The sequence below is a fragment of the Alkalihalobacillus sp. NPDC127517 genome, from assembly GCF_050276055.1.
Taxonomy (GTDB): Bacteria; Bacillota; Bacilli; order Bacillales; family Bacillaceae_D; genus Alkalicoccobacillus.
Genome location: NZ_JBNNQX010000002.1, coordinates 266,494 through 286,655, shown reverse-complemented (window position 1 = coordinate 286,655; position 20,162 = coordinate 266,494). Strand labels below are relative to the sequence as shown.

Sequence of the window (20,162 nt, the reverse complement as noted above, 5' to 3'; positions counted from 1 at the left end):
AAGAAATATGAAAAATATTGGGTTACAGGTATCGATGACATTAAGAAAGCCTTTAACAAGGATAAGCCCAAGATATGCGTTCTAGATTCAGAGACAACAGGGTTACACATTTTGAAAGACAGACCTTTCATGTGGGTATTTGGTTGGCAGCTTAACAGGAATGAACGGACAGAAAAAGTTAAGGGTAGAGTTTATGCTTTCCCACATGATGCTGATTTTCTAACTGAGATAGTCGGCTTGGCTTCAACGGTTAATCTTTTTGTGGGTCACAATGTTAAGTATGATCTACACATGGTAATCAACGGAGGGGTAAAGGAGAATACTGTTTATAGTTTAAAGAACGTTGTCGACACTATGGGTCTTTGCCGCTTATCATTTGATGCGGTTTCGGCTAGGGATGGAGGAGACTTTCTAGGACTTAAGAAAGTATCGGTGAAATACATAGATCCAAGAGCTGGTGAGTTTGAGAAGGAAGTAAAAAAAGAGTTAGGCAGAATTAACAACTTAAAGAGAAAAGTTTTATTACAGAAACTGAAGGCTGCTGGTTGGACAATGACTAAGCTAAAAGATGCTTATAAAGTTAAGCAACGTAATGAAATGGACTACTTTACTAAAGAAAGAAAACAGAGATGGTTAGAAGTTCCTAAAGAGATTGAAGAAATGTACTTTAATTGGATGGATGAGTACCCTTTTGCCAATTACTCAGAGGTAGATAAAGATATTATGATCGAATACGTACATAGTGATGGAATCTACACTTTAGAAGTTGCTGAGTTAACATATCCAACTGTGTTGAAAAGAAAACAGACAGGTATTTTACAGCAAGAAAACGAGTTAATTATGGAACTACTTCGCATGGAGCGAGTTGGAATGAAAGTAGATATGGATTACTTAAATGCTTGTTTTATAACATGTGATACAGAGATACAGAGACTTTATGAAGAATTATGGAAGGTATCAGGTCGTTTTTTCACAGCCTCACAAGGAACTGTACTTCAAGATTACTTTGAGGAGAAACTTGGTCAAAGACCTGCTGCAACTGATAAAGCTTTTTTAAAGAAGCATATCGATACTGATAGAGTAGCACAGATAATCACTCGCTTAAGAAGATTAGAAAAATGGCAATCTACTTATATATCAAGAATTAGAGAAGTGGCCGAGTATGATGGACATTTCTACACTCAATACATGCAGTTTAACACTGTTTCGGGACGGCTAGGCTCTGATGCACAGCAATTCCCTAAAGAAAGAATATTAACAGAGGAAGGAGAGGCTTACGAGAAAGAACACGGTGAAGGATCTGCAGACAGAGAGCTAGAGATTTTCTTTCCTAGAAGAGCGTTCATTCCTGAAGGTGGAAAATACGATAAGATTGCTTACTTTGATTTAAGCCAAATAGAACTTCGAGTACAAGCGAATTACACTATCCTTTTAGGAAGACCTGATAAAAACCTCTGTCGTGCATATATGCCGTTTGAGTGCACTCATTATAAGACCGGTGAAATATATAAATTTGAATCCGTCGAAGACAGAGGTAGATGGTCAGAGAAAGACGAAGATGGGAATTCTGCTTGGGTAAAAGAAGATGGAGAACGATGGACTCCTACAGATGTACATAGTGAAACTTCTCATAACACTTTATTGGCACTAGGTTATGAATGTGAAATTAAATATAAAAAATACACTCACAAAACTAAGTCCAGCATCGATGAGAAGTCGTTTAAGAAATACTGGAGATACATAGGTAAAATGTTTAACTTCATGCGTTATAGATTAGCGCATGTAAAACCACTTTAATTCACGGGAAGCCCTAACGTAAAGTCGAGGGTAATCATGAGCCAAGACCTTGAAGAAGGTAAGGTGCAACGACTAGTCGAAAGACGTAGGCTGCAAGCGATGGGTAGCCGAAACGGGTGGGATGCTGATCTATACAAAGCATCGTGATATAGTCTGGCCGTCATAGGAAACTATGAGCAGTCTTAACAGACGGTGATAACTTAGCGAGTTATTGCGAACATAAGCGAACTACGGTGGAGGAGCAAGAAAAGCATCCGAAGCATTGGAAATTGACATGGTTGTCGCAAATGCACTTGTAACGGGTTGGTCAAATACCTTCCCTGAAGTGTCTCATTATCAAAAAGAAGTAGTTAAAAAAGTAGAAAGTACTTTTCATGTGACAAATATGTGTGGAAGAGTTTATTATCTTTCGAACACTGAAAAGGCTTATAAGTTAGGAAATTACAATGTTCAAGGCTCGTGCGCAGATGAGTTGAAGAGCTATTTAATCAAGATTAATAATGATTTAAGAGAACTTAAAGTTTCAACTAAAGCACTGGCCAATATTCACGATGAATTACAATTCTCTGTCTATCAAGGAGAAGAGTGGATATATCCTCGTATAAAAGAAATCATGGAGACTGTGGAATGGATGAAAGTGCCTGTTGTAGTCGATCTAGAGATTACTGATACGAACTGGGCAGAAAAATATGAAGCGGAGATTGCTTAATACATAAAATATAAAATGGATTGGGATGATTTGTTGGGTTTAACTCAAAAAATAAAAGAAAAATGGAATTTCACCTCACCGGATAAAAAGACAATTTTAACGAGAATTATAGGCGCTGTAACCCTTGATACATTAGGCTTTTCAATTTTGCTTAATGTGGGTCAGCATCGAGAAGTGGTCGAATTGACCGAAAATCAGACTGAATTGGAAAAAGAGGTAATTCATTACCAATTAGAGAATGAAGAGCTTGTTAATGACCTAGTCGCAGCCAATGACTCCTATATTTCTTTATCTAAGGAGTCTGAGCAACTTGTAAGCAATACTGATGAGTTGGAAATGAAGATTGAAGAATTAGAATCTAAGCTTGAAGAGAAGAAAGATAAAAATGAGCAGCTAAAAAATGATAAGTCGAATTTGGAAACAGAGTTAAAGAAAGAAAAAGATAAAAATTCAAATTTTAATGATGAGATGGATGGGAGTGATGAGCCAAAAGTAAGCGGTGAGATAGTTGAGAGTAGTGGGAGTGGCGCATCAGGAGATAAGCGAACAATGGTTGTAACTTGGTTTACAGCTAATGCCGAATCGACTGGTAAATCAAAAGGACATCCAGCTTATGGAATCACAGCATCAGGTGCAATAGTGTCGCAAGGAACAACGTTAGCTTGCCCACCAAGTATGGAGTTTGGAACACAAGTTTACATACCTAAGTTTGACAACACCTATACTTGCCAAGACAGAGGAGCAGACATCGTAGAGGGTAGGTTGGATGTTTATATAGATAGCGTGAGTGAAGCAAGGAAATTGGGAATGCAGAGTTTAGAAGTTGTAATTAAATAATAAAAATATAATAAGAGGATGATGTCTTTGAATAAGTTTAAATTTAATACTCGTCAGCATGTATTAGTTTTACGCACACCAGAAACAGTTCGTTCTGAGATTGCAGATTTAAATGGACGTGTTATGGAGCAAAGAGTAAACAAGACATATGAGTATCTGGTTACATTAGTTAATGGCGAAACAGTAAAACTAAGAGAAGATGAACTTAAAGCTCTACCAGATGGTACTAATGGTTTGCGTTTAATCAATGAAGAACTTTGTTACTATAATGGTCATAAAGTAGCTATTATCATGATTGATTGGGTAAATGAGCAAGCCGAGATCCAATTTCAAGATGACGGAAGTATGGCAGTGGTTAATTATAATCATCTATATGCTGAAAAGTTTAGAGCTAAGTTTGAACCAAAGGTTAAGTTGGGTGACTGGGCTGGAAATGCGGCAATGACAATACTTAGTGAGAAAGAACTAGTTTTAAATTCAAAAAATAAAAATATTGATGCTAGAAAGATAGCAGACAAGTTGGTTGAAGGTTTAAGTAAACAAGACAAGTCTGACGCTCAGATACATAAAGAAATTTTAGATGATATGCACGAAATTTATAAGGCTAAAAATGCCGACTATGGAAATTCATTCGGAGTGCAGTTTGATAAGTTTGGTTTGCTATCACTAGTCATTCGATTAAATGATAAGCTATCTAGACTTGAGCAACTTGTTAGCAACGATGCACAGGTCAAAGATGAGAAGATCGAAGACACAATTCTTGATGCATGCAATTATTGTGCGATGGCCTTGGTCGAATTGCACAAAAAGAAACAGCTTAATAAATGATATACATAACTCTAATAACATTAATGACAACTTGGCTCTTATACTCTGTGTATAGGAGCTATTTTTCTAATAACGACAACTCAGGCTTCGTACTTTTGCTCATTATGGCCGTATTAATAATTACTTGCTGCCAATTACTTTGGCTAAGTATCCTATTGACGATAATGAATACTTTTAAAAATATAAAATAAATATAGACATCTTCATACGGTTAGCTTATACTAAGAGTAAGCAAAAGACAATTTCATTGAAAGAACGGTTTTATTGAGATTTAAGGGTTCAGAAACGTTAATTTATCAAGGTTTAATGCTTTACTACAATGAAGGGGGATGAGATTATGAGCTATATTTATCAAAAGTACACTGATAACAGAGGAAAAGAAAGAGCAGAAGGTGATTATGGAAGCAAAGTTTATATTCATGGGTGGTTAACATCAAAGAAAACATTCGAAACTATTGAAGAGGCGAAAGCTGAAGTTGAAAAGTTCTTGGCAGGCGGTGTTGATCCCAAGAATTTAAGAATCTGTAAGATAGAGCAATAATATATTTAAAGAAGGAAGGTGAAAAATATAAAAACTTACTACACGTCAGATCGTCACTTCTGGCACAAGTCAATTTGTGGCGAAGAAGGGTTTGAGCCAACACGCAGACATTTTAACACAGTAGAAGAGATGAATGAGTATTTGATTAACAGGCATAATGAGACTGCTACACAGGCTGATGAATGCTACGACCTCGGAGACTTTGCATTCTACGGTAAGCCAAGAGAAATTGCAGAGTTAGTAATGAGTCTTAATGGCAACATCATTCTAATCCAAGGTAATCATGATTCTCAGAGTAAGTGGACTAAGATTCTAAAGCTGCTTGATGGTGAAACACTCAACAGTAAACCTAAACTAGAAATTCATCCTATGGGAATACATAAGAAAATCAACGGAATTCATTTATATCTAACTCACTTTCCACTTGATGCTGGGTTAAGGCCAAAGATATTTTCTGTGTCAGGTCATATTCACAGTGAGCCAAGTAAGAATATTAATCAGATTAACGTTGGTGCCGATTCTCCTTTAATTGAGAGTGAGGTAGGATTTGGAGTACCGATTGAGCAAGAACATTTAATGAGGATTATTGAGCAGCGTAAAGAAGAGATTATAAAATTAAAATATAAAATTTAAAGGAGAATTATTTTATGGGCAAACAATTAGACATATCCGAAGTAGTAGACGATCTTTATATGTATGACGAAGACAAGGATGGTGGGGCATCGTACATTATCGATACGGCTTTAGAAATTATTGAGGATGCTTTTGAGTTTATGGACGAAGGTCGAACATATCAGACGTTTTATATTAAAGTTGAAAATGGAGCTAACGTACCTAAGCTACACAGTGACTATCAAACAAGCTCTAATTTAACTGGTGATGTTGTCAAATTAAAAGTCATGGCTATAGTATCAGTGGAATTTGCTAAAGATGGAGGACTACTAGTAGGAATTTTAGGTAAGAAGTTACGATAAATTATAGTTTTTAATTAAAAATATAAAATTATTAAGAGGTGTTATCGTGAAATTAACAATTAATTCCGGGAAAGAGAAGTATGAGTTTTCTGAAACGACCTCAAGTTATATTGTAGAACAATTTAATGACTACAACTCAGATTTATCTTTTGAAGAGATAGAATCTATTATGAAGAATTTTTACATGGTTGATTACAAAGTGCCACGAGGATTTGTTGACTATCTAGATTATCATTCAGATTACACATTAGATAATAGTAGAGTTCTTAGGTTGAGAAATGACCGAAGGCACTGTCCTCCAGAATTGCCATCAGAAATTGATTTAGTGAGTGAGCGTGACGGAATATTAATTACTATATATAGGAAAGAAGAGTTTGTTTCAGTCGTTAAGTGAGTGACTAGATAAATTAAGAGTTTTAACGAGATTTAGCGTTTTGTAAGTACTGGTACATCAACCTTTTTCGCTTTACTATATTAAAGGAGTGGTAATGAATATACAAATTCAAGCATCTTATGTGGCACTTAGCAGTAATTACACTTTTAGCAGCAATATTCTTGTTTGCATTAACATCAGTTATACATAATTACGGATTCTTCTTGTTGATGTTAGTGATGGTGGGTTTATATCCAGTTACAGTCTTGTTGGCATTGTTTGGCGAAGCGTGGATAGTGGTTAGGAATTGGAATGATTAATATATTCGAGAAAGCAAAGGTGGTACTTATGAAAAGCATAGATTTTATATGTGAAGAGATAGATAAGAAAACAAGTCGATTAGTTGTAGATCGAAAAATTGAAAGCCTCTCTTTAACCGTATTGAGACTAAGAATTGATAAGGACTTATCTCAGAATCAAGTAGCTACTCTAAGCAATGTTGATGTCAAAACTATAAACAGAATTGAAATGGGAGATGTTGAAGTTCCTGTCGATAAATATGAGAAAGTAATTAAGGCAATGATCGAATTAAGCCCAGGAGAATAGCTAATTCTTTACTTGGATAAAGCGAAAAACGTTGATATATAGGGGTTGTAGAGCCTAAATACCCTATTAAAATGACTATTTTATTGTGAGAATCAAAAATAAAAATATAAAACAATATTAATTAGAGGAGGTGATTTATTTAAATAGAGTCGAAAGACATTTGATTAAGAAGAGTCATCCTATGTATAAAGTTATTGATGAGTACTGCTTCAAGTCTAAAAACCTATACAACCTTGGGAATTATCACGTTAGACAAGAATTCATTTGTAGTGGAAAGTACATAAATTACAACACCTTGACGAAAAATCTTAAGCATAGTGAAGCATTTAAAAGTATCGGATCTAACTCAGGTCAACACACACTAAAACTGTTAGAGATGAATTGGAAATCATTTTTTGCAGGGATTAAAGACTGGGCTAAAAATAAAGAAAAGTATACTTCTAGACCAAAGCTACCAAGGTATCTATCAAGAGACGGCCGGTTTGTTTGGGTGTTGACGAATCATCAGAGCAAAATAATCGATGGAGAACTGAAATTCTCATTCAAACCTCTGAAAAAATATAATGGCTTAATAAAAACAAAAGTTACAGAAAAACATATGCAAACTCGATTCACAAAGCAAGGTACTAACTATTTAATGGAAATTGTTTATAGACAAGAAAATGCCAACAATCTATTGACTCAAGATAATATGATTATAGGTATCGATCTAGGGATAGGTAGGTTTGCAACTGTTCAAAATACTTTCCGAGCCAAGTCATTCGCAATCAACGGAAACAAGATTAAAGCAGTAAACAACTACTATAATAAAAAATTATCGAAACTGAGATCAACGGCTAAAAAGGTAAACAACAAAGACTGGACTAATCAAATGTCTAGACTCACAACTAAGAGAAATAACATTTTAGAGAACTTCATGCACCAAGCAAGTAGAAGAATTGTGAATTACTGTATTGAACATCAGGTTGACACTGTAGTCGTTGGGTATAACGAGAGGTGGAAACAGGGTGCGAAGTTAGGTAGGAGCAATCAAACGTTTGTACAGATCCCGTATTTGAAGTTTCTAAACAAGCTTGAATATAAACTAGGAGATGTTGGAGTTAGGTTGATTAAAACTGAGGAATCTTATACGAGTAAGGCAAGCTTCTTGGATAATGATGAGATGAGAAAGAACGTTGGTTTTAGCGGAAAGCGCATAGAAAGAGGTTTGTATAAGAGCAGTTGTGGGTCTTACATAAATGCTGATATCAATGGAGCAGGTAACATTATCAGAAAGGTATACCCAAATGCGTTTTTTGATGGGTTACAGGGTGTAGATTTACATCCAAAGATTATTAATATAATTTAATCTTGAACGAAATTCGATTTGAGTTTCGATAAATTCTATCATTTAAGGAGTGATAATTATTAAAGAAATTAATGTAGGGCTATATGGCGGTAAAAGCATCTTCGGTGGAAAGGAAACACCTTTAGAGGCCAGTGTTATAAGCTGCGACAGTAGTGATAAATGTTCTTATTATAACGAAGGAACATGCTTACTAGTGAGATCTATTGGAAATAAAGGTTGTAGTCAAGGCACTACTCGAACTGTAAAAGGTTATACCAGTCGTGCTCAGAAGTATCATTTGTTTAAGAAGAGTTGGCAAGAACACGAACAGTACAATAAATTAAAATTAGCTAAAAATAAGCTAGGTATTATTGGCGATAAAGTCTTACTGCCATACCCTCATCTTCGAGTAGTCAAAGAAGGACATCGCTCATATAGTTTTAAAGACCCCTATTTGTTTAGCGATAGTTCAAACGAAATTGATATTGATGATTTTACGGTTGATTTTATACATCGAGTTTGCAAACATAGACCACAAGCCATGATGGGTGGTACAATACCTAGCTATCAAAAAGAAGCTGTACCATTGTTTTTGGCTCATTTAAAAGAGACACTTCCTGAAAAATATAAAGAATTCATTAGTGAATATGCAGAATACGATAAAGAAATTGATCATATAGGTAGAACTGCTGTATTAAAAACCGTTAAACCTAGTGTCGTTATACATAAGAGAGATTCTGGAGATGAAAAATGGGAATGGAATGGGGAGCTTCTTACACTTATTTCAGGAGTGTCAAAGGTCTTCGTATCAATCGTAAGAAATTTTGATTATAAAAATGTTGTAATAAAGCCATCTGATGATGCTGTAATAACCATATCTTCTAACGATCAAGTGGGAGAAGACACGGTATTTATTGATTAATGTATTACTGTCAGTTGGATTGAAACTACGATTTTAATTAATAATAAAAATATAAAACTGAGGATGATTAAATGGAGAAAGAACTACTAGGAAGTTTACAGTTGAACAGAGTTTACCAGCAGGAGTGTTTACAAGGGATGGCTTTAATACCTGATAAGTCAGTAGATATGGTGTTATGCGACCTTCCATATGGTACAACGAAAAACAAATGGGATTCAATCATTGATTTAGAAAAATTGTGGGATCAATATAATCGCATTATAAAAGACAATGGAGCGATTGTTCTTACCGCAAGTCAGCCTTTTACTAGCTTATTAGTTACAAGTAATATCAAAAACTTCAAATACGAATGGATTTGGAAGAAGAATAATGCAACCGGACATCTTAATGCTAAGAGGATGCCAATGAAAGAGCATGAAAGTGTTCTTGTCTTTTATAAGAAACCTTCTACATATAATGCCCAAGGTTTAATTCCATATAATAAAGTAACTACAAGAGGGCATAATGGAGATAATTTTGGCAAATCTGGAACATCTAATTTTCAGGAATATACTAACTATCCAAAGACAATTCAACAATTTAACTATGATAAGGATAAATTACATCCTACTCAGAAGCCTCTCGAATTATTTGAGTATCTTATCAAAACCTATACAAATGAAGGTGATTTAGTATTAGACAATTGTATGGGTTCAGGGACTACTGCAGTGGCAGCGTTAAACACAGGTAGGAAATACATAGGATTTGAAACAGAAAGCAAATACATAGAAGTTATTAACCAAAGGATTGAGAGCGTGTCCAATGAGTATACTGACAATCTACTTTTAGAAAATATGAACCCCTCATCGCAGGAATAGCTTAATTTTTGTCGAATTCTAGTGTTATAAATTAAAAAAAGGGGATTTTTTATGAACACTAGAATATTACACTGTGGGGATTCAATAGAAAATTATCATATTTGTATAAATGAAAAAGTTGTGGGATTTAAGAAGAGAACCGCCTCGATTGGTGACATTGTATATCTTGCAGTGAAAATAGATGGAGTGGCACTCTGTGGAGCTAGAGGTACTATCGCAGAGGTAACAGACTATAGACCATGGTTTGAAGGAGGTATATACTTGCAAAGCTTTCTTCTATCAAATGTAGAGTACTGCGACCCCTTTGAGCTAAAAGAGTTGGCGTCCGCTGGAGGTAAGCATTGGAGCTTAAAATATGTTCAGGCTTCAAAACCAATTAAAGATGTGGAGGCAGTGAAAATATTAGAGGAGTTGTTTAAAGCAAATAGAACCAAAGATTTAAACGCATTTAATAAGACTACCACTGAGGACAAGGATATAGAGTTAGAGAGTGAAAAGGTGAATAAAGAATTAAATGATTTCAATGAGAGCGATGAAGAAATTAGCATTATGGGAACTTTTATGACTATTAACTTTCAGAATGAACAAGATAAAATCAAAGGGCTTGAGCCTTTGGTAAATAATAATTTTTATAATCTATTTGAGGAGTTTGATAAAGAGAGAAGCTTATTACTTAGTGATAATAGGATATTCTCTACTTCAAGAATGAGTGATGAGAATACTAACAAAAATATTAGTGGTGTTAGCGGCATTCCAGACGCATTACTTATTAGCTATTCAAAATTACATAAAGGAAATCCTATTCAAATTAATCTTATAGAATATGAATGTTACGGAGAAGGAAAATCGAAGACCGTAGATAAATTTAATTATTTAAACGGGCATATTATCCCACAACTTATGAGGTTCGCCTCGGCTTTTAGCGTGGTAACTGATAGTAGATTGAGAGATAAGACTATTAGGTCGTGGGTTGATAAAATAATTTCTCAGGTTTATGACAACGAAGCTTACGCAGATAAGGTGTATGGGTGGATAAAAGATCTAAAGCCCGATATCAGTGAACATCAGATATCTCTAGAGTTACATAATTTATTGATGAGTGCATTTAACTCTCACCTAAGAATAATGCTAATAATTGATGAATTGACTAGTGAACAAAAAGAAACGATTAAAAATGTGATTAATTCTTTCAAACTAGGAAGCGATAAAAGCATAGATTTTTTAGGATATGTGGTTAGACTTGAACAAAGAATAAACGTTTTTGATGAGGATGCTGAATACGCTCTATCGATACAAAAATAATAAAAAAGTTTGTGATTTCGTATTGTATAATAAGGGCTTAAAATAAGGGGTTGTCAAACCAATTCACAAACTCAATCTGAATAAAATTCTTGTTTTAATTTATTTTAGACATAAGAAAAAGCCCTAGTTAGGGCTTACATTAATTCATCAAGCGTTACTTTAAAATGTTTATGTGGTTTACCGCCAAATCTTGGAGAAGGGTGACGTGGGTTGTTACCCATTAATCCTTCTAATATCTTTCCATCAGGATAAATGATATCAAATGCATAGATTAAATCATCTTTCTTTGCATTCTTGATTGAGTCAAATAGCATGGTTTTTGCCAGTTCATAGATTTCATCGTACCCTTTTACAGATGGCTCTCCGTATCCTAGCAACAAGTGATGGCAATCCTTCAGCATCTCAGACATGTCTTTTTCATTTAAAAGCATAGAACTTTCAAGTACATTGTGCCTAAGCGCTTTTTCAAATATATCGTCCAGATTTTTGGAGTTTGGGTCTGCAAATGGGATGATATTGTGAATAACGATTTTTCCTACTTGTGGGAAATTGTTATATACATAGTCAATTACTGCATTTACAGTAATGTCACTACACTCACCTGAGGCATGTGAAGGATTCATCATAGTTGCTCCAAAAACTTCAGGTGCTTTTTCATCTCTTAATAGAGTTATTATAAGGTAAGTTCTTCTAACGAGCGTATCTATTAATTCACATCTGTTGTGATCGATGGCGCCAACATCTACTTTGGTAATATCATATTCTATAATAAAAATCCCTCCTTTTAATCTGATTAATTAAATTATACTCGAAAGGATGAACGTATGACAAATAAAAATATAAAACAGCCTGAACTAGGTTCTGCAGCAGACGTTATTATGAGAGGTCTCGGCAAAGACATGACGAATAGTATCTGGTTAGAGGTTCAAAACAACTATACCCATGATGAGTTAAAAGAAATCTACAACAAAAACTATAAGACTTATCAGAAGGCGTTTAGAAATGAGGACTATTCATGACTATCTACAATGTATTTAGCCGTGAGATTTATGACTTTGATGCTTCAATCCAAGAACATCAAGACGTATTTAAAGGGAAGCATAACGTAAGCAATGACTTAGCAGTAGAGGTGTTGATTGAAGCTGTAGAAAGAATTTTACTCTTTGTTGATGTTAGAGAGGATAACCTAAAGCAGCATGAATCATTGAAGGTAAACTTATTATCTATGATCTATGCATTAGAGAATCATCAGAAGAGAGTAGCTCAGGATTATGCGCTACTGGATAAAGAGTTCTTTGAGGCATATGAACGATTCGCAAATACCGTAGAGAAAGAAAAGAATGGAAAGTAGACATCCTAATCAGGGTGTCTTTTTCTGTTTCTGAAAAGTTTTATTAAAAATATAAAATAAATGTTGACTATAACTTATGCGGAGTGTAATATAAAGGTAAGCAAAAAATACTCAATAAGGAGATAGTACATATGAAGGAATTCAAGGTTTATAAAGTTTCTGAAAGAGCGCAATTTCAATTCATGAAGATTTGCGTATCAAGTTGGGCAAAGTGTAAATATAATGTAGCCTCAATGGATCGTAAGATCAGTCGCATGGCCAATATCGGTAAGGTAGAAGAAATAGGGGAAAGTAAGTTAGTGCATTATGAAAACTTAAGATTGCTCGTACATAATGATACAGTTATTAATCTAAATTGGGATTCAGCATACAAACCACATAAGGTTAGTGAAAAATATAAAATTAAATATGATAAGTTTGTTGGTGGCGTAGAAGCTGAAGAGTTGAGCCTGCCCGAACAGATTAAACAAATCGATATTAAGATTGCTAAAGATGAAAAATATAAAGAAAGAGCAGAGATGAAGTTGAATAATCTTAAAGCACAAAAAGTTGCACTTGAATCAATCTACGCAGCAGAAAACCTTCAACTACTCAATGCCTAAAATGGTATAATTATCATGGCTAAGAATAAACAGAGAAATGTAGATGATAAGATGGATAAGACAATTGAAGATTTCAAACTAAACAAAGGCTGGATTAAGAAGAGTTCATATCATAAAACAACTGTCACTTGTGAAAGCGAAAAGGAAATGAAACAAGTTAAAAAGTATTATGAGGCCAACTTAGATGAAGAATTATTAAGACAAGTAGAGTTTAGAGTAGTTTAAAGGGGAGGATTTCTATGAGAAGAATCCATATTGCTTCAGGATTGCTGGCATTAACTATTGTTGCAGGTTGCTCAACTAATGAGGAAACTCAAGAAAGTAATATAGTTTCAGATAAAAATAATTCAGAAGTAAAAGAAGCCAATTCTGATGAAGGAGAAAGCGACCAAAGTGAAGACTTGAGTTTCAATGATCGCTTTGTAGAAACTCTCACTGATAATCAGAAAACAATGTTAAAGATATATGATTTAGTTGAGAGTAACTATATCGGAGATGTTACGGAAATAAGCGACTGGAATAGAGCAATGAATGAACTTGCTGATAACATCACAGCTATGGATAAATTGACTGATATACCTACAGATGCTAAACAAGACTTTCAGCAAGTTAGGACAACGATTGATGTCATGTTAGGTTCGTTCAAAGATTCAATTTATCATATTAGAAATAATGACGGAACGAGTTTATTTGAATCATTAAATGTTTATCATGATGCCGAAGAATCTTACGATATTGCTGTTAGTGACTATGTAGACAAACATAAACTGCAGATTGAAAAAGAAGCTGTGACTATAGGCATAACCTACAGTAGACATTTCACGAATGATGTCAGTGATGGTGAGGAAGAGACTTATACTTCAGGTGACACTGCTACTGAAACAAATTCAGAAAGCAAAAACATGAATGAGTACTATACAACTAGTATTGATGATGGAAGTAATAATGGTGAAGAGGCTTCGCCCGATGAGCTTTTTGGAGCAATAAAATCCGTAGAGGGATCATTGAGCAGCTTCTTCTATATAAACGAGAACATAAAAAAAGACGTCTATGTTTCTGAAACAGATATAATTAATTCTGAAGAGAGCGTAAGAAGATCAATACAACTTTATAATAATATCAGTAATTTGCCACAAGAGTATTACGATGACTTTAAAAAGTTTGAAGGTTTTTATCAAGACTTCGCAAATAGCGTTTACGGAGTTGCTTATGAGGAAGACACCGAGTATTACACTAACTATTTTGATCGTACATTAAATAACTACCTAGTTGCGAGCGATGAGTTTTTAAAGAAGCACCTTACGATTGCTGAATATGAAGAATGGATTGCTCTAAACAGCTTCGACATTGATTAAAACTGTTATTTTAAAACATTGGGGGCTGAGTATTATGGGTAAATTAGACATAACTATCTTGAAAATAGAAGCATTAACTTTAGTGAAAAAATACTGGGGTATATCAGAAATCCCGAATATTGTAATTGATCAATTGACTGATGATGAGTGGAAGGCGAAAGCCAAAAAGTCTGGTTACGAAAGCATTGTAGGAACTTATTGGAGTAATAGAAATACCGTAGAACTAAATTCATCTGCTAACAATGAGAGAAGTAATAAGCAAATCTCCGACACACTCTTACATGAATTGGTTCACTGGAGAAATCATCAATTAGGAATTCCGTACTGCGACAGCGACATAGAGTTTGCTAGAGAGTTGATTAGAGTGGGACTTAAAGATAAAAACAACTCCGATGAGGCTTCAAAGCAAGCGATGAAAAATGCCAAAAATAGAATGCAATACGAAGTGTTTGAGCTTTTCTGTCATCTCACAGAGGAAAAATATTTATTAAAGCACAATAAAAAAAGTGAAAATGATTTTAAAAAAGATTTAGCACAATCCTACATTCTACATTTTAATCGAATTGAAAAAGAAGAGGGGGATTTAGGGATTTCACAAAGCCCAAGGGGTGTAGAAGGAATTTGTGATATCCTTGTAGAAAATTTTGGATATAGGTACTACCCACTTCATTATGTCAGCTCTTTTCAATTTGTATCCCACGATGATTCTATAGATCACAGAGAGGCAGTCGAAGAGAACCTACTTGAATTGGGGCTATCAGATGAAGAAATTGATAATAGTTTAGTTAAAGATACTGAATTGCAATATTAAAAAGACAAGTCCTTATACAGTGTAAAAACAAAACTGTGTATTGGACTTGACCTCTTAAAATCAGAATTTTATACAGATTTGATGTTTAGTCAATACTAATATTTGAAAGTTTGGAGGTTGAGGAAACTACAATGAAAACTATAAAATGCATTGATAATAATGGTCTAGAAAGTCGATTGCTCTTTGGTAAGGAGTACAAAGTGCTTCAAGAATTTCATATAGGGTTTGCTATTATTGATGAAGAGGGTAAACATTCCACTTTTTCTAAGACACGATTTGAAACAAAGTAAGTCTGTTAATGACACTAGATAAAAATCAGATTAGATTTAGAAAGGAGGATTGTCAAATGGACTATCATAATAATATTGCTCTGGTCACAGAGTTAAATTCAGTAAAAGAACTTTGCAAAGAATTTGAAAATGTATCCTGCTTTATTGGCGAAGCATTAGGTAAAGATGAGCATGATAGATGGCTATATGGAAAAGTAACAGCTTCTTATAATACAAAAGGAAATGCCAAAGTCACAAAAATTTTAGAGCAAAATGGTTTTGATATAAGCAAAGTAAAAGTGAATGATGACGAATTTCGTTACGGTGGGTATGTCATGCAAACTCAGGCAACTAAAACTATTAAACTGGAATACTGAATTATTAAAATAAATCTTTTAATGAAAGGCGTTTGATGACTATGAAAGTTGAAATTAAAATAACTTGCGATTGTGGAAATGAATTAGCAACTGAGCTCAAAAGAACTTTTCAAGAGTATGAGGGCAAGGTCTACGAGGATTACAGTGAAATATCTGAAAGTATTAATGATGCATTGGACAGTTTTAAGGCAAGTACAAATCCTGACACTGTCTACGTTACATGTATGAAATGCGAAAAACGGCATGAAATTATAACTTAGATAGAATTCATTAAGTACAAATATTAAAATCAAATAAAAATATAAAAATGGAGGTTGCTATCATATGGTAACACTTGAAGAGACTTTGAAGGTTGCAAATAATTTAGGGGTAAAACTCATGGGTGACAATTATTTAGGATTTAAATATGTTGGAGACCATCATGAGTTTTGGAATAAGCTACTGTTCGGTCTATATGCACAAGGAGAGCAGACTGGCGACATATTAAATGAAGACTGGCTAACAAGCAACAAGATCGATATTCTAGATTTTGATAACGAGATTTGGGGTAAAGTAACGACCTGATTTCAGCAATTCTTTGAATTGCTATGAAAATCGTGTTTTAATGGGAGAGGGAGACGATAGATGAAGGTGTTTCACTTGATGCAAAAAGGTTTAAAAAACAAGCCTGACAATGTAATTGAGACAGTTGAAACCTTAGAGGAAGTAAGTAAACTTTATTACAGTAAAATCAAAAAACTTAGTAATCTTTACATCATGCAAGATGAATTGTGATTTAAAACAAAAATATAAAAAGGAGTTGATATTTTGAAGTTGCAAACATACTGTAATCATCATGAAGATAAGAAATACATATTAACCTTCAAGGATGAAGTTAGCGATCAAGAGCCTGTTGAAATGGAGCTTACGCATAAACCAAGCGACGAATTTGTGGAAACCTTTATGAAGACACAGTTTTATAATAAGGTAATAATTAAAGAGGTGTCCATTAAAGCAAAAACAGTTGTATTAGCTTATTAATAAAAGGTTGATTTTATCGAGATGACAGGGATTGAAAGTGCTGGTATATCAAGGGTAAATGTGTAATTATAATTGAGGGAGAGATATGATGGAGAAGAAACGATATATTCTTTTTGGATACATGGGTTATTATCCAAGCGGAGGTATGAAAGACGCTATGATTTCGTTTGAAGATAAAGAAGAATTAATTCGAGAATCATCAGGTTTTGGAGCCGATGGTTATAACATATTGGATACAGAGACTTTTAATGTGGGAAAAGGATATTCTCCTACAGTCGCTTTTGACGATATTGGAAATGTGATTTTATAAAAACGAATATATAAAAGGAGGTATTTATATGAGTGATGTATTAATTGAATTAGAAGACGGCGCAATAATTGAACTTGAGTCAGATTCTGAATCAGAATCTGGGTGTGAAACATGTGACTATGGAAGTTCATACATAAATGATTTTTCTGTAATTACAACTAAAGGTAGGCTTGATTTATCATTAGACGCAATGTATGAGTACAGTGTTTCTGAAGGCTTTCTCATGCAGCTCTTCTTGAATAATATTGAGTTTATCAAAACTTTAACAATTGAGCAGTTCAAAGAATGGATAATTGGAGAACTAGATAAAGAAGACGGGGAGCTAGAAGTAGCTTGGACAAAGAAATAGTAAATATGGGTTATTGATTTGAATGAAAAATTACTTTTAATTAAAAATATAAAGAAAGGGATGTACTGATATGGAACTTGAATTTTATCCTGCACCAGCAAACGATAAAAAACTTAGTTTACACGAACTTCAAGAAGGTGATGTTTACATCATTGGAATAAAAGGTGATACGAAAAAGTTTATGTATAAAAACAAGTTAAATTGCGAAGTCGTTCAAACTAGTGGGCATATGTTTCATAAAGGTTTTGAGTTTAGCTTTAACCCAACTTATGAAGAAACAGGATTGATTTTAACGTCGGAAGAACTAAATATTAGAGTGAAAAAAGGAAGTTGGTAGTATGGAAGGTGTTCAAATAGCGAGTCATCAAAATGCAGATAGTCTTTTAGAGTACGGTTTTACGAATCATCACTCACCTACACTATATTTGTATAAAGCATTAGGATCGAATATTAGCTTTAACATGTCTGTGAATAAGAACACTAAGGAAATAAATATTGATGTTTTGGACGAAAATTTTTTGCAACCATATGACTATCAGTATTTGATACTAATTGATAAACATAATCAAGCTGCAAAACGTGTAAAGAAAAAAGTTGAAGATATCCTTAACTCACTTCAAGAGGACGGAGTGATAACTGGATATAAGTCAGGAATGTATATCTAGGTTTCGACCAAAACTAAATTTTAACGAGAGGTGATCTGATGTCTGAAATTGATAAAATCCATAACCGTGTTATGCCAGCGTTTCATAGTAAAGGCGATGTGATGCTAAACAAATATGATATGTATTATGTACTACGCCAAGCAAGGTTTATGGACAAGGCAAAAGAATCATATGAACAATATATAAATAAAGATATTAAACAGAATGAATTCTTGCAGCAAATGTTAATTATCATAGCAGGCTGTAAGGCAGGTGATTCAGATAGGCAGTAGGTTGAAACAAATTCTAACTTACGTTGAACTCATCGCAGAACAGCAGCCTAGCTTAAGATTCAATCAACTCATCGATATATTGCAGCATGAATTCAATTTTGCCAATGGATACAAATATAACGGTGGGTACATACACAACTTTGGCACAAAGAAGAATCCAAGCTACACAGAGTTGACTAAACTAGATTTGTTTAACTTGGAAGATGATTTGTTCTTAGAATTTCTTAAAAAGGTATATATTAAAGGATTCTCGGACAAAGGGAGTGGTGGTAATATTAATAATTAGTTTGGTTATTTCATGTTTATCATTTAAGGCTGCTCTAGAGGCAAAGAGTAAATTTAGTGAATATTGCTACATAATGGCCTTTCTTATTAGCTTTTCTTATATCAGTCATGTTATTTCCAAAGCATTATTCTGTAATTAATATAAATTTTGTCTTTTAAAGACAGTGGTATTTGCTTATAAAAATATTGAAAGAAAGGGTGGGACATAATAAAACATATTAAATTAGATAGTAGCAGTTATGTAGAATACCTAGTAGACGAACTCCATGTAGATGTTATAAGCGTTCTGAATAAAATTAGTTCAGAAAAAGGTATCGAGTACCCCTCAAGACTAGTAAACGAGTTAATTGCTGATCTGAATACATCAAGAGCTTTCTTTTCTGACAAGTTTGAAACTGATACTCTAAATGATAGAGCAGATAGAGAAAAAGAAGATTACTATTCAAATGATTACTAAATGCCAATTATAAAAAATGTTGTTTTGTGAGTTAGTCTTATTTGCAGCAACCATGAAAAAAAATTGTAAAACAAGTTTATAGAGAGGTGATTAATGAAGTTACAGATATATGGCTACGAGGCAACTGAAACGGAAAAAGATTTCTCTTTGTACCCATCAGTTTCAATAGGAATTGTGGTTAAAAACAATTATCATGAGGAACAAATTATCGTACTTAACGAAGAACATCCAGAACGTATGAGTTTAATTCAACTCGATGAATTAATTGCTGATTGTGAGGAGTCTAAGAAACACTCTTTTACATATCTTAAAAAGGGTTCAAGCACACTGTACAGAGAATATAAACTAAACTCATTTTTTATTGACAAAACTATCAAGATTGATAATTTAGAGTATTCTGTGATTAACCACATTAACGACGTTGACAATGGAATCCATACAGTCCACATTGATAAGCAGGTAAGTGTCAAGCAAATGAATGGAGAACAACTTAAAGAAGCTAAGAAAAACGTACATAGTAAGATCGATGACGTTATTAAATATTTAGACGAATGTAAGTCTAATCTTACTGAAGAAGGTCGCATAGCGTATGGGCATAAAGAAGGTGGCTCGGATCAGGACACTAGTTCTGGAGAGTTGTTAGGAATTGAAAAAGAGTGGATTCACCTACTGCTAATTATAATGGCCGTACCTTCTCTATGCTTGATAGTCTTTTTAGTACTTTACTTAATATTTATAAATTAAAAATATAAAATAAAAGGAGATTGATTTAATATGACAAACGAACAAATTGCAAAAGCAGCAGGGGATTTCTTATTCGGAGTAGATAATAAAAATGGAGAGGTAGCTATCTACGATATTATTAATCGTATTTTAATTCCTGAAGGAACAAAAGTGAGTGCTAAAGGCTTTGCCAAGGCTCTTCAAGAACATTTAGATTTGCAAGATGAGATCGAAGCACAGTAA

General features: G+C 34.0%; 33 protein-coding genes and 1 pseudogene. 33 read left to right on the top strand and 1 reads right to left on the bottom strand.

All coding sequences use genetic code 11. The features are described 5' to 3' along the window. The first annotated feature begins 111 nt into the window (after positions 1-111). From ACQKKO_RS03560 to ACQKKO_RS03500, 13 genes and pseudogenes are all read left to right on the top strand, one after another. Entirely contained in the window at positions 112-1,797 is a 1,686-nt protein-coding gene (locus ACQKKO_RS03560; RefSeq protein WP_498644386.1) for a DNA polymerase, read from the top strand. Between the two features lie 241 nt (positions 1,798-2,038). After that, a pseudogene (locus ACQKKO_RS03555) lies at positions 2,039-2,506 on the top strand (DNA polymerase); the annotation flags it as partial. A gap of 33 nt (positions 2,507-2,539) precedes the next feature. Beyond that, positions 2,540-3,343, top strand: a complete 804-nt coding sequence (locus ACQKKO_RS03550; protein WP_498644384.1) for a 3D domain-containing protein — start codon at positions 2,540-2,542, stop codon at positions 3,341-3,343. 27 nt (positions 3,344-3,370) lie between these two features. Continuing rightward, a complete protein-coding gene (locus tag ACQKKO_RS03545) occupies positions 3,371-4,171 on the top strand; it encodes a nucleotide modification associated domain-containing protein (RefSeq protein ID WP_498644382.1) in 801 nt (266 codons plus the stop codon). A 337-nt stretch (positions 4,172-4,508) separates the two neighbouring features. After that, entirely contained in the window at positions 4,509-4,712 is a 204-nt protein-coding gene (locus ACQKKO_RS03540; RefSeq protein ID WP_498644380.1) for a hypothetical protein, read from the top strand. Positions 4,713-4,730: 18 nt separating this feature from the next. Next, a complete protein-coding gene (locus ACQKKO_RS03535) occupies positions 4,731-5,345 on the top strand; it encodes a metallophosphoesterase (protein WP_498644378.1) in 615 nt (204 codons plus the stop codon). A gap of 14 nt (positions 5,346-5,359) precedes the next feature. Further along, positions 5,360-5,686, top strand: a complete 327-nt coding sequence (locus tag ACQKKO_RS03530) for a hypothetical protein (protein ID WP_498644376.1) — start codon at positions 5,360-5,362, stop codon at positions 5,684-5,686. 46 nt (positions 5,687-5,732) lie between these two features. After that, positions 5,733-6,080: a hypothetical protein gene (locus ACQKKO_RS03525; RefSeq protein ID WP_498644374.1), complete on the top strand. Its 348-nt coding sequence runs from the start codon at positions 5,733-5,735 to the stop codon at positions 6,078-6,080. Positions 6,081-6,407: 327 nt separating this feature from the next. Continuing rightward, positions 6,408-6,665, top strand: coding sequence for a helix-turn-helix domain-containing protein (locus ACQKKO_RS03520; protein ID WP_498644372.1), 258 nt, complete (start codon positions 6,408-6,410; stop codon positions 6,663-6,665). Positions 6,666-6,795: 130 nt separating this feature from the next. Continuing rightward, the gene (locus ACQKKO_RS03515) at positions 6,796-8,013 is read left to right on the top strand and encodes an RNA-guided endonuclease InsQ/TnpB family protein (protein ID WP_498644370.1); all 1,218 of its coding nucleotides are present in this window, start codon (positions 6,796-6,798) and stop codon (positions 8,011-8,013) included. A 193-nt stretch (positions 8,014-8,206) separates the two neighbouring features. After that, complete coding sequence (locus ACQKKO_RS03510) at positions 8,207-8,914, top strand: hypothetical protein (protein ID WP_498644368.1); 708 nt, start codon at positions 8,207-8,209, stop codon at positions 8,912-8,914. A gap of 71 nt (positions 8,915-8,985) precedes the next feature. Beyond that, positions 8,986-9,771, top strand: a complete 786-nt coding sequence (locus ACQKKO_RS03505; RefSeq protein ID WP_498644366.1) for a DNA-methyltransferase — start codon at positions 8,986-8,988, stop codon at positions 9,769-9,771. 51 nt (positions 9,772-9,822) lie between these two features. After that, a complete protein-coding gene (locus ACQKKO_RS03500; RefSeq protein ID WP_498644364.1) occupies positions 9,823-11,073 on the top strand; it encodes a hypothetical protein in 1,251 nt (416 codons plus the stop codon). A 134-nt stretch (positions 11,074-11,207) separates the two neighbouring features. On the opposite strand, the gene ACQKKO_RS03495 is transcribed toward ACQKKO_RS03500, so the two are convergent. After that, complete coding sequence (locus ACQKKO_RS03495) at positions 11,208-11,747, bottom strand: DUF1643 domain-containing protein (protein WP_498644659.1); 540 nt, start codon at positions 11,745-11,747, stop codon at positions 11,208-11,210. A gap of 150 nt (positions 11,748-11,897) precedes the next feature. On the opposite strand from ACQKKO_RS03495, the gene ACQKKO_RS03490 reads away from it, so the two are divergent. The 20 genes from ACQKKO_RS03490 (at position 11,898) to ACQKKO_RS03395 (ending at position 20,162) form a co-directional block, all read left to right on the top strand. Next, on the top strand, positions 11,898-12,092 hold the full coding sequence (locus ACQKKO_RS03490; RefSeq protein ID WP_498644362.1) for a hypothetical protein: 195 nt from the start codon (positions 11,898-11,900) through the stop codon (positions 12,090-12,092). Beyond that, entirely contained in the window at positions 12,089-12,424 is a 336-nt protein-coding gene (locus tag ACQKKO_RS03485; RefSeq protein WP_498644360.1) for a hypothetical protein, read from the top strand. The genes ACQKKO_RS03490 and ACQKKO_RS03485 overlap by 4 nt, the downstream gene beginning before the upstream one ends. A gap of 131 nt (positions 12,425-12,555) precedes the next feature. After that, the gene (locus ACQKKO_RS03480) at positions 12,556-13,026 is read left to right on the top strand and encodes a hypothetical protein (RefSeq protein WP_498644359.1); all 471 of its coding nucleotides are present in this window, start codon (positions 12,556-12,558) and stop codon (positions 13,024-13,026) included. Between the two features lie 15 nt (positions 13,027-13,041). Then, positions 13,042-13,251 (top strand): hypothetical protein, encoded by a 210-nt coding sequence (locus ACQKKO_RS03475; protein ID WP_498644357.1) that lies wholly within the window; start codon positions 13,042-13,044, stop codon positions 13,249-13,251. Positions 13,252-13,265: 14 nt separating this feature from the next. After that, complete coding sequence (locus ACQKKO_RS03470) at positions 13,266-14,381, top strand: hypothetical protein (protein ID WP_498644355.1); 1,116 nt, start codon at positions 13,266-13,268, stop codon at positions 14,379-14,381. A gap of 34 nt (positions 14,382-14,415) precedes the next feature. Next, positions 14,416-15,192, top strand: a complete 777-nt coding sequence (locus ACQKKO_RS03465) for a hypothetical protein (RefSeq protein ID WP_498644353.1) — start codon at positions 14,416-14,418, stop codon at positions 15,190-15,192. A gap of 131 nt (positions 15,193-15,323) precedes the next feature. Next, a complete protein-coding gene (locus tag ACQKKO_RS03460; RefSeq protein ID WP_498644351.1) occupies positions 15,324-15,482 on the top strand; it encodes a hypothetical protein in 159 nt (52 codons plus the stop codon). A 56-nt stretch (positions 15,483-15,538) separates the two neighbouring features. Continuing rightward, complete coding sequence (locus tag ACQKKO_RS03455; RefSeq protein WP_498644349.1) at positions 15,539-15,838, top strand: hypothetical protein; 300 nt, start codon at positions 15,539-15,541, stop codon at positions 15,836-15,838. A gap of 41 nt (positions 15,839-15,879) precedes the next feature. After that, the gene (locus tag ACQKKO_RS03450; protein WP_498644347.1) at positions 15,880-16,098 is read left to right on the top strand and encodes a hypothetical protein; all 219 of its coding nucleotides are present in this window, start codon (positions 15,880-15,882) and stop codon (positions 16,096-16,098) included. Positions 16,099-16,216: 118 nt separating this feature from the next. Beyond that, entirely contained in the window at positions 16,217-16,402 is a 186-nt protein-coding gene (locus tag ACQKKO_RS03445; protein WP_498644345.1) for a hypothetical protein, read from the top strand. Between the two features lie 78 nt (positions 16,403-16,480). Continuing rightward, positions 16,481-16,612, top strand: a complete 132-nt coding sequence (locus tag ACQKKO_RS03440) for a hypothetical protein (protein WP_498644343.1) — start codon at positions 16,481-16,483, stop codon at positions 16,610-16,612. Positions 16,613-16,645: 33 nt separating this feature from the next. Further along, the gene (locus tag ACQKKO_RS03435) at positions 16,646-16,858 is read left to right on the top strand and encodes a hypothetical protein (protein WP_498644341.1); all 213 of its coding nucleotides are present in this window, start codon (positions 16,646-16,648) and stop codon (positions 16,856-16,858) included. Between the two features lie 88 nt (positions 16,859-16,946). Beyond that, positions 16,947-17,168, top strand: coding sequence for a hypothetical protein (locus tag ACQKKO_RS03430; protein ID WP_498644339.1), 222 nt, complete (start codon positions 16,947-16,949; stop codon positions 17,166-17,168). A gap of 28 nt (positions 17,169-17,196) precedes the next feature. Beyond that, the gene (locus tag ACQKKO_RS03425) at positions 17,197-17,517 is read left to right on the top strand and encodes a hypothetical protein (RefSeq protein ID WP_498644337.1); all 321 of its coding nucleotides are present in this window, start codon (positions 17,197-17,199) and stop codon (positions 17,515-17,517) included. Positions 17,518-17,587: 70 nt separating this feature from the next. Beyond that, positions 17,588-17,854 carry a hypothetical protein gene (locus tag ACQKKO_RS03420; protein ID WP_498644335.1) on the top strand — a complete coding sequence of 89 codons (267 nt, stop codon included), beginning with the start codon at positions 17,588-17,590 and terminating at the stop codon, positions 17,852-17,854. 1 nt (position 17,855) lies between these two features. Next, on the top strand, positions 17,856-18,182 hold the full coding sequence (locus tag ACQKKO_RS03415; RefSeq protein ID WP_498644333.1) for a hypothetical protein: 327 nt from the start codon (positions 17,856-17,858) through the stop codon (positions 18,180-18,182). Positions 18,183-18,220: 38 nt separating this feature from the next. Beyond that, positions 18,221-18,454, top strand: a complete 234-nt coding sequence (locus ACQKKO_RS03410; protein ID WP_498644331.1) for a hypothetical protein — start codon at positions 18,221-18,223, stop codon at positions 18,452-18,454. Beyond that, positions 18,435-18,740, top strand: coding sequence for a hypothetical protein (locus ACQKKO_RS03405; RefSeq protein ID WP_498644329.1), 306 nt, complete (start codon positions 18,435-18,437; stop codon positions 18,738-18,740). Before ACQKKO_RS03410 ends, ACQKKO_RS03405 begins: the two co-directional genes overlap by 20 nt. 549 nt (positions 18,741-19,289) lie before the next feature. Then, on the top strand, positions 19,290-19,940 hold the full coding sequence (locus tag ACQKKO_RS03400) for a hypothetical protein (protein ID WP_498644327.1): 651 nt from the start codon (positions 19,290-19,292) through the stop codon (positions 19,938-19,940). Between the two features lie 30 nt (positions 19,941-19,970). Continuing rightward, entirely contained in the window at positions 19,971-20,162 is a 192-nt protein-coding gene (locus ACQKKO_RS03395; RefSeq protein ID WP_498644325.1) for a hypothetical protein, read from the top strand.